The organism is Sulfuricurvum sp. (genome assembly GCF_030691015.1).
Lineage (GTDB): Bacteria > Campylobacterota > Campylobacteria > Campylobacterales > Sulfurimonadaceae > Sulfuricurvum.
Window position 1 is genome coordinate 146037 of the sequence record NZ_JAUYFF010000008.1, and the last position, 12586, is coordinate 158622.

16 protein-coding genes are annotated in these 12586 nt (G+C 45.1%); 11 read left to right on the plus strand and 5 right to left on the minus strand.

What is annotated here, in order from left to right:
* Genes lepB through Q8O20_RS07175 form a run of 8 tightly spaced genes read left to right on the plus strand, consistent with a single transcriptional unit; the run spans position 1 to position 6046 of the window.
* Entirely contained in the window at positions 1 to 819 is an 819-nt protein-coding gene (lepB, locus tag Q8O20_RS07140; RefSeq protein ID WP_304740321.1) for a signal peptidase I, read from the plus strand.
* Positions 806 to 1483 carry a site-2 protease family protein gene (locus Q8O20_RS07145; RefSeq protein ID WP_304740323.1) on the plus strand — a complete coding sequence of 226 codons (678 nt, stop codon included), beginning with the start codon at positions 806 to 808 and terminating at the stop codon, positions 1481 to 1483. The genes lepB and Q8O20_RS07145 overlap by 14 nt, the downstream gene beginning before the upstream one ends.
* A gap of 8 nt (positions 1484 to 1491) precedes the next feature.
* The gene (rpiB, locus tag Q8O20_RS07150; protein WP_304740325.1) at positions 1492 to 1929 is read left to right on the plus strand and encodes a ribose 5-phosphate isomerase B; all 438 of its coding nucleotides are present in this window, start codon (positions 1492 to 1494) and stop codon (positions 1927 to 1929) included.
* A 3-nt stretch (positions 1930 to 1932) separates the two neighbouring features.
* Positions 1933 to 2265: a hypothetical protein gene (locus tag Q8O20_RS07155; protein ID WP_294894237.1), complete on the plus strand. Its 333-nt coding sequence runs from the start codon at positions 1933 to 1935 to the stop codon at positions 2263 to 2265.
* Between the two features lie 14 nt (positions 2266 to 2279).
* Positions 2280 to 2828 (plus strand): adenine phosphoribosyltransferase, encoded by a 549-nt coding sequence (locus tag Q8O20_RS07160; RefSeq protein WP_305530605.1) that lies wholly within the window; start codon positions 2280 to 2282, stop codon positions 2826 to 2828.
* Positions 2828 to 4027, plus strand: a complete 1200-nt coding sequence (gene trpB / locus Q8O20_RS07165) for a tryptophan synthase subunit beta (protein ID WP_304740331.1) — start codon at positions 2828 to 2830, stop codon at positions 4025 to 4027. The genes Q8O20_RS07160 and trpB overlap by 1 nt, the downstream gene beginning before the upstream one ends.
* An 8-nt stretch (positions 4028 to 4035) precedes the next feature.
* Positions 4036 to 4629: a DedA family protein gene (locus Q8O20_RS07170; RefSeq protein WP_304740334.1), complete on the plus strand. Its 594-nt coding sequence runs from the start codon at positions 4036 to 4038 to the stop codon at positions 4627 to 4629.
* Positions 4610 to 6046, plus strand: coding sequence for a leucyl aminopeptidase (locus tag Q8O20_RS07175; protein ID WP_305530606.1), 1437 nt, complete (start codon positions 4610 to 4612; stop codon positions 6044 to 6046). Before Q8O20_RS07170 ends, Q8O20_RS07175 begins: the two co-directional genes overlap by 20 nt.
* A gap of 35 nt (positions 6047 to 6081) precedes the next feature.
* Here Q8O20_RS07175 and Q8O20_RS07180 read toward each other — a convergent pair whose 3' ends face one another.
* Both Q8O20_RS07180 and Q8O20_RS07185 read right to left on the minus strand, forming a co-directional pair.
* On the minus strand, positions 6082 to 6345 hold the full coding sequence (locus Q8O20_RS07180; protein WP_304740338.1) for a type II toxin-antitoxin system RelE/ParE family toxin: 264 nt from the start codon (positions 6343 to 6345) through the stop codon (positions 6082 to 6084).
* Complete coding sequence (locus tag Q8O20_RS07185; protein ID WP_305530607.1) at positions 6332 to 6556, minus strand: hypothetical protein; 225 nt, start codon at positions 6554 to 6556, stop codon at positions 6332 to 6334. The genes Q8O20_RS07180 and Q8O20_RS07185 overlap by 14 nt, the downstream gene beginning before the upstream one ends.
* 150 nt (positions 6557 to 6706) lie before the next feature.
* On the opposite strand from Q8O20_RS07185, the gene ychF reads away from it, so the two are divergent.
* Together ychF and Q8O20_RS07195 are read left to right on the plus strand one after the other, a co-directional pair.
* Positions 6707 to 7807 (plus strand): redox-regulated ATPase YchF, encoded by a 1101-nt coding sequence (gene ychF / locus Q8O20_RS07190; protein ID WP_304740342.1) that lies wholly within the window; start codon positions 6707 to 6709, stop codon positions 7805 to 7807.
* A gap of 32 nt (positions 7808 to 7839) precedes the next feature.
* Entirely contained in the window at positions 7840 to 8442 is a 603-nt protein-coding gene (locus tag Q8O20_RS07195; RefSeq protein ID WP_305530608.1) for a hypothetical protein, read from the plus strand.
* Here the strand turns inward: Q8O20_RS07195 and Q8O20_RS07200 are convergent.
* From Q8O20_RS07200 to Q8O20_RS07210, 3 genes are read right to left on the minus strand one after another with little or no spacing between them, the layout of a single operon-like run.
* Complete coding sequence (locus Q8O20_RS07200; protein WP_305530609.1) at positions 8432 to 9250, minus strand: phosphatidylserine decarboxylase; 819 nt, start codon at positions 9248 to 9250, stop codon at positions 8432 to 8434. The genes Q8O20_RS07195 and Q8O20_RS07200 overlap by 11 nt on opposite strands.
* 2 nt (positions 9251 to 9252) lie before the next feature.
* The gene (gene truD, locus Q8O20_RS07205) at positions 9253 to 10344 is read right to left on the minus strand and encodes a tRNA pseudouridine(13) synthase TruD (RefSeq protein ID WP_305530610.1); all 1092 of its coding nucleotides are present in this window, start codon (positions 10342 to 10344) and stop codon (positions 9253 to 9255) included.
* Positions 10345 to 10351: 7 nt separating this feature from the next.
* On the minus strand, positions 10352 to 11176 hold the full coding sequence (locus Q8O20_RS07210; protein WP_305530611.1) for a thiamine-phosphate kinase: 825 nt from the start codon (positions 11174 to 11176) through the stop codon (positions 10352 to 10354).
* 149 nt (positions 11177 to 11325) lie between these two features.
* Here Q8O20_RS07210 and Q8O20_RS07215 point away from each other — a divergent pair, with 149 nt between their 5' ends.
* Positions 11326 to 12522 carry a diguanylate cyclase domain-containing protein gene (locus Q8O20_RS07215; protein WP_305530612.1) on the plus strand — a complete coding sequence of 399 codons (1197 nt, stop codon included), beginning with the start codon at positions 11326 to 11328 and terminating at the stop codon, positions 12520 to 12522.
* Positions 12523 to 12586: the final 64 nt, after the last annotated feature.

Here is a 12586-nt window from a genome sequence, read left to right on the forward strand (position 1 = left end):
TTGAAGAAAAAAATATTTAATGCCGCCCACAGCGCCTACCGTTTTTCCAATACTTGGACGGGAACTATCATCATCGTTTTGTTCGTCATTTTCTTCATTGCACAGGCGTTTCGTATCCCCAGCGGATCGATGAAAGATTCTCTCCTCGTAGGGGATCATCTTTTTGCCAAAAAATTCGCTTACGGCATCTCCACTCCCCACATCCCATTTCTTGAAATTCCTCTGATTCCGGGGACAGATGGACATATCATCGATGGTGATGAACCTGCGCGCGGCGATATCGTCATTTTCCGCTATCCGAACAACACACAGCTTCACTACGTCAAACGCTGTGTTGCATTGCCGGGGGATGAACTCTTTTTACAGGATAAAGTCCTTTACCTCCACCCGCGAGAAGGGGATGAATACGCCAAAAAAGCGTTTGCCGGATATGAACTCGTAGAGGTTGAAGGGAAGTTATGGGTTAAAAACCCGTATGCCAAAGAGCATCCGGGAATCCACAACGATGAAAAAATGGTTGACAACGGCATCTTCCCTACTGAGCTTTTCAATGTCGCTCCGATCCAAGTCCCTGAGGGTGAATACTTTATGATGGGAGACAACCGTGACCACTCGAACGACAGCCGTTTTTGGGGAAGTGTCCCCTACGGACTCATCGAGGGGACACCGTGGTTTGTCTATTTCAGTTTAGACAGCAATTATGAAGTACGCTGGGATCGGATCGGAAAAACTCCGAGTGATTTAGAACTTCAAGATCCACTTGAGCGCGCAATAGCTGAGCGCATTCGCGAAGATGCCAACGACCATGAGCTCTATTGATCTACTCGAAATCGCTGCGGCGATACTCGCTCTTCTCATCGCCATTATCGGACATGAGATTATGCACGGGTGGGTCGCCTATAAATACGGTGACCATACCGCAAAAAGTCAGGGGCGACTAAGTATTAATCCTCTCATCCATATCGATCCCTTCGGCTCGATTCTCGTCCCGTTGATGACCTATTTTATACCTATGCTCCTCGGTGCTTCCAGCGGTTTTTTATTCGGATGGGCAAAACCGGTACCGATCAATACCCATACGGTGATTCGAAACGGCGGATACAATGCGGCAATGCAGGTGAGTTTGGCGGGGATTGCGTATAATATTTTTTTAGCAACCCTCTCTTCCGTCATTCTCCTCTCTCTTGCACAACCGAGTGAAGCGGACACAATCGCCTATCTTTTCGGCTATCTCCTCATTATGAAGCTTCTGCTGATCAATGTCGTTCTCGCCGTTTTCAATCTTCTCCCTATTCCGGGATTTGACGGAGCCCATTTTATTACCTATATGAGCCTAAAATATAAAATACGTGCCGTTGCCGAATTTTTCGTCAAAGCCGAACCTTATGGAATGATTGTTATCATCATCATATTGGTTACTCCACTGAAAATTCCGTTGGTTATCTGGCCAATCCAGAGCGTCTTACATTTTTTATTGAACTAAGGAGAGTTATGAAATTTTACATTGCCACCGATCACGCCGGAATCGATCTAAAAGATTTTACCGTCGAACTGCTCCGTTCAAAAGGACATGAAGTGATCGATTTGGGGCCATTTTCAAAAGATCGTGTCGATTATCCCGATTATGCGATCAAAGTGTGTGAAAATGTCCTCGCTGACACTGCTTCTCAGGGAATTTTGATTTGCGGTTCAGGGATCGGAATGTCGATTGCGGCCAACCGACATCACGGTATTCGCGCCGCACTGTGCCACGATGCCTATACGGCAACCGTCGCACGGGGGCATAATGATGCAAATGTTTTGTGCTTCGGTGAGCGTATCGTGGGTCAAGGGGTTGCCGAATCAATCCTCGATGCATGGATTGCGGGTGCATTCGAAGGGGGTCGCCATTGCGGCCGTGTCGAAAAATTAGAGGCGATCAAAGGATAAGGTATGTTTTTAGAGTGGTCATTGCTCACGATTGTCACGTTAGGAGCGCTTTTCTTTTTAGTTAAGATGTTCTATTTTCGGAGTATCACCGTCAAAGAACAGCGCACCAGTGAAATGATGAAGCTGACTCTCAAAGAGGCTGAAGTACTGATCCGAAAATATCAGATTCAACTCCAACGTGCACTTGGGAATGTCGACATTCTCAGTGAAGAGCTGAACAATCTCCGTAACGAAGTCAAGTCACTCAAACAGCGTAACTCGAAACACCGTTCCGAAACCGACCGTCTCCAAAACAAAATCAAAGAGCTAGAAGGGCGTATCGACGCACTTATTTAAAAAAGGAAACCTTTATGAATCTCACTGTAAACGACAGAGCTATTTTAATCAATGCCATTCGGGATATCCCCGATTTTCCGAAACCGGGAATCGTGTTTAAAGATATTACCACCCTCCTCTCAGACGGTGAAGCGTTCGGTGTCTTGATGCGCCACTTGCATGATCGCTACAGTACCTATGATCTGACCCACATTGCGGGGATCGATGCGCGAGGTTTTATCTTCGGTGCCGCACTCGCTCAAATGCTCGGCATCGGCTTCGTTCCCATCCGTAAAAAAGGGAAACTCCCCTACACCACCGTCTCAGAGAAATACTCTCTTGAATACGGTGTGGATGAAGTGGAAATCCACATTGATGCTTTCAATGGGGTTGAAAAACCTCGTGTCTTGCTGATCGATGATTTGATCGCAACGGGGGGAACCGCGTATGCGGCGGCAAACCTTATCAACAAGGTGGGTGCCGAGTGCATAGAAGCGTGTTTTGTGATGGGTCTTGATTTCCTGAGCGGACAGGCAAAATTGCGTGAGATGGTTGAAGTTTATACTGTGATTGGAGTCGATTAATGTATATCCCTTCCCCTTCCAAATTTGATCCCGTTGAGGGGCACTTCGGTATCTTCGGCGGACGTTATGTCCCTGAAACCCTTATGCCCGCCCTTTTAGAGCTTGAAGAAGCTTACAAAGAGATCCGTTTTGATAAAGCATTTTGGAGCGAAGTGGACGGCTATCTCACCGATTATGTTGGTCGTCCGAGTCCCCTCTACTATGCCGCAAACCTCTCTGAAGAGCTGGGTGCCAAAATCTATCTCAAGCGTGAAGACTTGAACCATACGGGTGCCCATAAAGTTAACAATGTTATCGCACAGGGACTTATGGCAAAACGTTTGGGCAAGAAAAAAGTGATCGCCGAAACGGGTGCGGGACAGCACGGTGTCGCGACCGCTACCATTGCCGCATTATTGGGATTGGAATGTGAAATCTTTATGGGTGCGAAAGACGTCGCACGACAAGAGCTAAATGTTTTTCGAATGAAACTTCTCGGAGCCAAAGTTCACGCGGTGGAAAGCGGCTCTAAAACCCTCAAAGATGCCATGAACGATGCCATCCGCCACTGGGTCACCCATGCACGCGATACGTTTTACATCATCGGCACCGTTGCAGGGCCTCACCCCTATCCTATGATGGTACGTGATTTTCAGGCGATTATCGGATGTGAAGCGCGTGCTCAGATTTTGGAAAAAGAGAACCGCCTCCCCGATTACGTCATTGCCTGCATCGGCGGCGGTTCTAATGCCATCGGAACGTTTCAACATTTCCTCGAAGATAAAGAGGTACGCTGTATCGGAATCGAAGCGGGAGGACTTGGGGTCGAGACCGATAAACACGGATGTTCCCTCCTCAAAGGACGCCCGGGGGTATTGCACGGTCAAATGAGCTATCTCCTCCAAGACGATGACGGTCAGATTCTCGAAGCCCACTCGATTTCAGCAGGACTCGATTATCCGGGCATCGGGCCTGAGCATGCTTTCCATAAAGATAATGATAATGTCACCTATGACAACATCACCGACCAAGAAGCCTTAGACGCTTTCGTATGGCTCAGCCGCGCGGAGGGGATTATCCCCGCCTTTGAAACCGCTCACGCCGTCGCATACTTGAAAAAAATGACCGATATCAAAGACAAACTCATCATCGTTAACCTCTCCGGTCGCGGTGACAAGGATATGATGCAGGCAAAACAAATATTAAATTTTGACAACTAAGGGCACGTATGGAGCATTTATTTATTGAATGGTTGAGAGAATACGGCTACATTGTCCTTTTTGGATGGAGTATATTAGAGGGTGAGCTTGGTCTTGTCATGGCAGGGATCATGTCCCATACGGGAGATATGTTTCTCCCCCTAGCGATTGTTGTAGGAGCTCTCGGCGGATTTGTCGGAGATCAAATCTATTTTTATATCGGACGCTTTAACAAAAGCTATATCCATGACAAACTTCGCTCACAACGTCGTAAATTTGCGATTGCTCACCTGTTGCTCAAAAAATACGGCTGGCCCCTTATTTTCGTACAGCGTTATATGTACGGAATGCGGACAGTTATCCCGATGGCGATAGGACTTACTAAATACTCCTCGCGCGATTTTGCCATCATCAACTTTGTCAGTGCTATTTTCTGGGCTTCATTGACCATTATCCCCGCCTATTATTTCGGAGATGAGTTACTCAAACTGCTCGCATGGATCAAAGCGCACTGGTACTTCGCTATACCTTTAGCCCTCAGCATTATTGGCGGTATCGCTTTTATGTTTAACCGTATTGAAAAAAATCTTTTGGAGAAACGCCGTGAACGTCAAAATCGTTAATCAACCTCTTGGGCAGATCAATGCCGACCTGAGCGTAGAATTCGTCACACCTGCGCAGCTCGCAACTCATCCTCATACTGCACTCTTAAAGCAAGCCGGATTTAAAGCCGACCTTGAACAGCTCTGCGCTTTACATGAGCACCGTCTTCTGGTGTGCGGTATCGACAATAACGCGAGCGATGAGCTTTACCGATCTGCTATGGCCGCAGCGATCCGAAGCGCAATGAACTACGGCTATGGAACCCTTAAACTCGCGCAATATACACAGAAATCTTTTAAAGCATTGATCGAGGGTGTACTTTTGGGAAGCTACCGATTTGAAGCCTATAAATCGGAGCCTAAACCCTCTTCTCTAACAGAAGTTATCTTCAGCAATGAAAATCATGACGGAAGTGGTAATGCAATTGATGAGTTGGAAGCGATTCTCAAACAAACGACGATCATTGCCAAAGCCACCAACTTCGTCCGTACTTTGGTCAATCAAACGCCTGATGATATGACACCGCAGCAGATGGCTATTACCGCAGATATATTGGCGAAAAACAATAATCTCGAATGCACCATCCTCGATGTCAACGGGTTAGAAGATGAAAAAATGTTTGCTATGCTCTCCGTCGGACGCGGTTCAGCCCACCCTCCCCGTCTGATTCACCTCGCCTACAAACCCGAAAATCCGAAACGTGTCATCACCCTAGTCGGAAAGGGTCTCACCTATGACAGCGGCGGATTAAGCCTCAAAGCGGCCACCTCAATGGTGACGATGAAGATGGACAAAGCGGGCGGATGTGCCGTAATGGGGATCATCAAAGCGGTGAGCGAACTGAACCTCGATATCGAAGTCCACGCTTTTGTCGGTGCAGTTGAGAACATGATCAGCGGCAATGCCTACAAACCCGATGACGTCCTCCGTGCTAAAAACGGCAAAACGATCGAAGTACGCAATACCGATGCCGAAGGTCGCCTCGTCCTCGCCGATGTACTCGGCTATGCACAAGAGTACGTCAAAGCCGATTACCTCTTCGACTACGCTACTCTCACGGGCGCGTGTATGGTTGCTCTTGGGCCGTATACAACAGGGGTTATGGGGCATAATGAGTCACTCAAACAAGAGTGGCTGAGTGCGGCAGACGCGAGCGGCGAATACTGTGGTATTTTACCGTTCAACCGCCACCTCAAAAAACTGATCAAAAGCGACCTCGCCGATGTCTGCAACGTCTCTAGCAAACCTTACGGTGGAGCGATCACAGCGGCATTGTTCCTCGATAATTTTATCAATGAGGACATGAAAGAGAAATGGGTACATTTTGATATCGCAGGTTCTGCCTATACCGAGAGCGCATGGGATGTTCATACCTATGGCGGTACGGGCGCAGGGGTACGTATGACACTCAACTGGTTAATGGAACAGTGTAAATAAATTTTTCTCATTCCCGACTTGATCGGGAATCCAGCTTATAACATCCGATAAACTTCTTTTCGATGTGCTACTTTGACGACATACACCGTCACAATCTCATCTTCGATCTCGTATAAAATCCGATAATCCCCTACTCTAATCCGAAATTTTTCATCACCGCTCAGTTTTTTGCACCCAAGCGGTCTGGGATCGTTGGCGAGGGCTTGGATATGTGAAACAACCCTTTTTAAAATCACCGAGGGAAGATTCTCGATCTCTTTTGCCGCAGATTTTTTGATCTCGATTTTATAACTTGCCATTAGTTTCCAGTTGTTTTAAAAACGACTCAAATGAGAGCGTCTCTTCATTTTTTCGCTCATCGAATGCTTTGAGATCAGCGCTATCTTCTCTAAACGCATCGACAACAATATTATTGACGAGCGAAGAGAGCGATTCGGAGGTCTCTACTGCTTTGAGTTTGAGGAGTTTGAGGATGTTTTCATCGAGAGTAATCGTGGTTCGTACACTCATACCATCTCCTTTTTAGTGCATTATAGCATAAAATCATCAATACATCATGATGTTTAAACATCTTGCCTCTCCCCTCAGTCCCCACTCAACAACACTGTATTATAATTGCGTCAATATTTTACGCATCGAAACACTATAAGGAAACACTCCATGGGATTATCAATCGGACTCGTAGGACTACCAAACGTCGGAAAATCAACCACCTTTAACGCACTTACCAAAGCACAAAACGCCGAAGCGGCAAACTATCCGTTCTGTACTATCGAGCCGAACAAAGCGACCGTTCCGGTTCCTGATATCCGTTTGACTGAACTCGCTAAAATCGTAAACCCTGAGCGTATCCAACACTCGACTCTCGATTTCGTTGATATCGCCGGTCTCGTTAAGGGAGCCAGCAAGGGCGAAGGGTTGGGGAATAAGTTCCTCTCGAACATCCGTGAAACCGAAGTAATCCTCCAAATCGTCCGTTGTTTCGAAGATGATAATATCGTCCACACCGAGGGGCGTATCGATCCTCTTCTCGATGTCGAAATCATCGAAAATGAACTGATCTTTGCCGATATCGAAGTGTTGACCAACCGTATCGAACGACTCAAAAAACAGGCGAAAAACGATAAAGATTCTGCTGTTATGGCTGAATTTGCCGAAGAGCTGGCGGAGTTTTTGGCGGAGGGGAACCTCGCACGCAACTTTCCGAAAGCGGATAGCGAAATGTATGAAAAACTGATGAGTGAGACTCGACTTTTGAGTGCCAAAGAGATTATGTACGGAGCGAACGTCGATGAAGACAGTCTGACCGAAGACAACGAGTTCGTTCAACGTCTCCGTGAACACGCGGCAAAACACGGATGTGAAGTGATCAAACTGTGCGCCAAAATCGAAGAAGAGCTCGTCGGGATGGAAGATGATGAGCGTGATGAATTCTTACGCGACATGGGTGTCGAAGAATCAGGGCTAGAGCAAATCATCCGTAAAGGATTCGATAAACTGGGTCTCATGAGCTACTTTACTGCAGGGGTCAAAGAGGTTCGTGCGTGGACAATTCATAAAAACACAACAGCCCCGAAAGCGGCTGCCGTTATCCACAACGACTTTGAAAAAGGGTTCATCCGCGCCGAAGTGATCGGGTATGAAGATTTTGTTGCCTGCGGCGGTGAAGCAAAATCAAAAGAAGCGGGCAAAATGCGTCTAGAGGGGAAAGAGTATATTGTTGCCGATGGTGACATCATGCACTTCAGATTTAATGTATAATTAGTCACTATCCACTTGTATAGGAGTTTTTAATGTCTTTGAAGTATGCCGGTCCAAAGCCTCTTATCTCGGCGCATGGAATCACTTTTGATCTTAACAAAGATGATAAATTTATTTATCTCAGTATCGTTGCAGAACTTATTCAGGCATTAAATCACGAATACGTGGGAGGCGAACGCTATACCCACATAACGGCTAAAAAACCTATGGATTGCGATGAGATACTTGAACTCATCCGCCGTAATGATCCCCTTTTGGATCAAGAGATCCAAGATCGTCAAAAAATCGTAGAACAAGAGATACAAGAAGAGCTCGAACGTGCACATAGCAATCGGGTATTGTGTGAAGAAGAGCGCGATGTCCTCGTTAAAAATATCGAACTTTTACGTAGCTATCGTATTAACCGCTCTATTAACAAAACGGTCTACTACAGTGCGATCAGCTCATTGGCCCATATCATCCAAAAAGGGCATATCGATACGATCTTCGCCCCGATGTTTCCTAAATTTACCCACGTTTTTCACTCTATTCAGGGGGCACTGGTTAAACTCCATCCGCCAATCGACAGTACGATCGATATTTACGAGGAAAACGGACATCTAAACGTCCGTCTCGATATCCTTTTTAGAAAATAAGCCGCCCGATCGTTTGGGCGAATTTCACATTGTGCCCGCTTGATACTCCCAGTTCTACCATATCTTTTTCACATAACATAACAATCGTTGATCCCATGCGGAAACATCCGAAATCATCCCCTTTGCTTAGATGCAAATCTCTGTAACTGTATTGGCTCGGAACCAACGTCGTGTTGGTTCGGATACGCGGTTCAAAACTCACTTCCATCTCTCCCACATTGAGGGCACCTACCAAAATCAAGAAAAACCGTTTTCCCTCACTGCTCAAGCACTCTATAACAACCCGCTCATTTTCGATAAATAGATTTACCTGTTTTTTGAGCGAGGGGATGTTAACCGGATAGAGTTTGCCGGGAATATGGACGACATGAAGCACTTGCATATCGAGTGGAGCATGATAACGATGGTAATCACGCGGAGAGAGGTAAAAATTGACAAAGGTTCCGTTATGGATACTTTTTTTGGAATCCGTTGTTATCCCCTCTCCCAACACTTCATCAACACTGTAGCGCATCCCTTTGATCTGCAGTGCCATATCCTCTTCTATTACGCCGCATTCGGTAATAAGGGAGTCACACGGGCTGATCATATCATGAGAATCCGTTGAGTATTTTCGCATATGGCGAAATTTACGGGTAAAAAGAGCATTGAGACTCGGATACGATTCTGTAGCGTCAAAATCAGACATATCCAGCCCCATAGAGCGTACATAAGTACGATTAATGAGTTTTTGAAAAGTTTTCCCATGCTCTTTGGATGCAAATCGACCAAAAGATTGAGAGATTGCAGAGGTGATGTGTTGTTTCATGGTTACTCCTGAGTTTCATCCGTTTGAATTTGTCGTTTGGCGATCTCTTCGATCAATACGGTGGCATAGCACCCTTTTGGAAGGGTAAAATGGAGTTCAAACCACGCTTCGTTCTCTTTATACTCCCCCTCGATCTCTTCAGGAAAAATCCATCCGTAACGGCGTGCGCCGTCGATTCCCTCGTGAATGGTGTCGTACTCTTTTTCGATAGACTCAGCAAATGAGGTAGCGCGTGTTGCCCGCTTACCGCTTAAAAGACCACTGACGGAAATATCACGTTTGTTAAACCGCTCAATCTCTTCATCGCTCTCATAATGAAAAAGTTTACCGTGAGGATAATGCATCATCACATCCCCATGGATCAGTTTGAACGGATGTTTTTGAGCCTTCATTGAGAGGAGTTCCTCTTTAGGGAGCGGCAAAACGGTGCAGAGTTCATCGATTCCGAAACCCTCGACGAGTTTAGAAATTTGAATACGATGACTCAGCCAACCATTAAAAAGATAGCTTTGATACGCATTAACGTAAAACTGCGACAGCTTTTTATTCCGTTCTTTGAGACTCCCGTCTAAGATAGCTTGACCTTTTTTATAATTCTCCCCGTCGATACCGAAACGCTGAAATCCGAAATAATTCGGCATCCCCTGTTTTTTGATCATTTTAAGCGCTTCTTGAATTTTCATGGCCGATGTCGGATTTACTTTTTTAAGACGGATAAAAAAGCGGTTTCCTTTGAGATGACCGATACGTATTTTATTGTTATGGTACGTTTTTTCGAGGATTTTAATCCCCTCATGCTCAAAATTCTCTAATACCGCTTCGAATTTTCGAGGTAATGAAATATATTGCTTGGTTTGGGCATTTTTATCTTTTAGCCCCGCGTAACCGATATCGCGTCCTTTGATCCCCAAATGGTTGCTGAAGATATCGATCATCTGCCATGTGGAAAGATTTTTTTTACGGACATGAAGCACCAAATGCTCTCCGTCACCGCTGAATGGGTAAAGAGGTATCTCATCCACCACAAAATCACGCGGGGATTGGCGAAAATGAAATTCGATTGCACTGTGAGGGAGGTAATATTGACGTTCCATGAAACTCCTAAAAATGATGACGCTTACAGCGATTGACATAGCTTCCGCGCACTGCGCGAGCCACAGGGGTGATGGTTGTTCGATTTCGTGCCGCAATGCGGCGAATTGCGCTTAGACGATGAGGAGGAAACGCTATCAGCATCTCGTATTCTTCACCGCTACAGCCGATTTTTTTTTCTATTTTTCTCTGAAATCGAATTCCCATCCGATTGGCATTACACAATTTTTCCATATCACTGAAAAGACCGTCGGAAATATCCATACCACATCGTAAATAACGACGAGATTGCATCACAAAAGATTGGCGCAGTTGCGGGGATACAAAACGCCATTGCGTATGAACACTCCCCCCGGCCAACAGATAACGGAGCTGTTTAGCCGATTTGCCCAGCTCGCCCGTATACGCGATGATATCCCCTCTTTTTAACCCGCGACGCGTTAACGGAGCGGTAGATTCAGAGATAATCGTAACGGAGAGATCAAGCTTTGAGTTGCCGATCGTATCCCCTCCGATTATCTCAATATTGTATTTCGACGCTGCCGCTTGAATCCCGGATGAGAGTTCATCCATCTGAGACAAACTCATCGACTTCGGCATCGCTACACCCAGCAATGCATACTTAGGTATCGCATTCATAGCAATCGCATCAGAAATATTAATAATCATCGCTTTATAGCCGATTTGATAAAAGCTAAGCCACGTTCTCTTAAAATGGACATTTTCGAAAAAAAGATCTTTACTGTAGACCCACTTGCCGATAAGGGCACCATCATCTCCGATGTGTGAGCCTGATGAGCAAAAGGTGGAAATAAAATAGTTTTCTACGTTCACGCTTTATATCCATCTTTAAAAATAGTATTATTATAGACAAAAGGAGATTATGTAGGCGTTAAAATTGCAAGTTTACCTATTTGTGTTAAAATGTTATCTAACTAAATGATACAAAAGTATATAAAAACCATTTTTTGAAAAGGAAGATAATGTTGCTATCTATACGAAAAGTTTTTAAAAATCTAAAAACTACTTTATTAATACTCGGTGTCGGCGTTGCATTTTTAACCCTGCAACTCTTCCATATCTCAGCCTATAGTGAGCGCTTAAGCGCACTTAAAAATCAGCATCTCTCCATGGAAAAAATCATTCATGCCGAAATTACCGATCCTAAAATGGGTTCCATTGTCATCAACGGTGCAATAGCGGAAATTGCACTTGCAGTTAAACTCTCGAGTGAAGATCCCTTTCTAACCACTTTGACCTCTTCCCAACAAGAGCAACTTAGCCTTTTGGACTCATTAACCATTTCGTCTGAGACATTCCGTAACTATGCTTCGGATTGGTCTGCATCTCTTGGCACCCCTCGCCAAAATGACGCACATGCAAAAATGCTCCGTGTAAGCACACCCTATTTAAAAGATATCGATAGATTGATAGACTACCAAATACATCTCACCAATGACGCAATTTCTACTGCCAAACTGATAGCGCTTCTCCTCTTTTTTATCGGGTTAGGGGTATTTTTCCGTTACCGTTACCTGCTTGATCAAATTTACAGTGATATTGATAGAGCATGTTCCGTTGACACAGACGGTACCCAAAAAGCTGCTATCACTCAAGAGATCGACTTTATCCTTAAACGGTTAATGCGAAGATGTACACAAACAGCCGTTAGCCCAAGCATGCTCCACCCACTAAGCGGTATGAACAATCAAAAAGGGCTTATTACTGCTTTTAATGCCAAAAAATCGAGTCGTGGCAGTAATAACGTTTTTGTGGTACTTTTTGAAATTGACCAATACACCTCTCTCGTCAATACTCTCTCCAAAGACGATAGGGTGAATCTTTTCAAAAAACTCGGCGATATGATCTCTATGTATGAACAACCGCTCGACGTTATTGCGCATATGGATGATGACCGTATTATTTTTCTGATGTCACGCATCAACAAGCAAATGGCATTGGACGATTGTGAAAAAATTCTTCACACCGTTGAGGCTTCCGGTTTCAGTACGGTAAAAGGGGTTATAAAAATAACACTCAGCGCAGGATTCCTCCTTAAAATTCCTGTAAAATCGGTGGAAGAAGCGGCAGAAGATGCCCTTAAATTGATTCAAAAAGCCAAAGAAAACGGTGGAAACCGTATCGCACAACTCAGGGATCGTGCCGATTCTTATCATTAAGTTCTCCCTTATATGTAACTTTTCCACTCATATTGGATGGTAATTTTTCCTATTTTGTTACGAT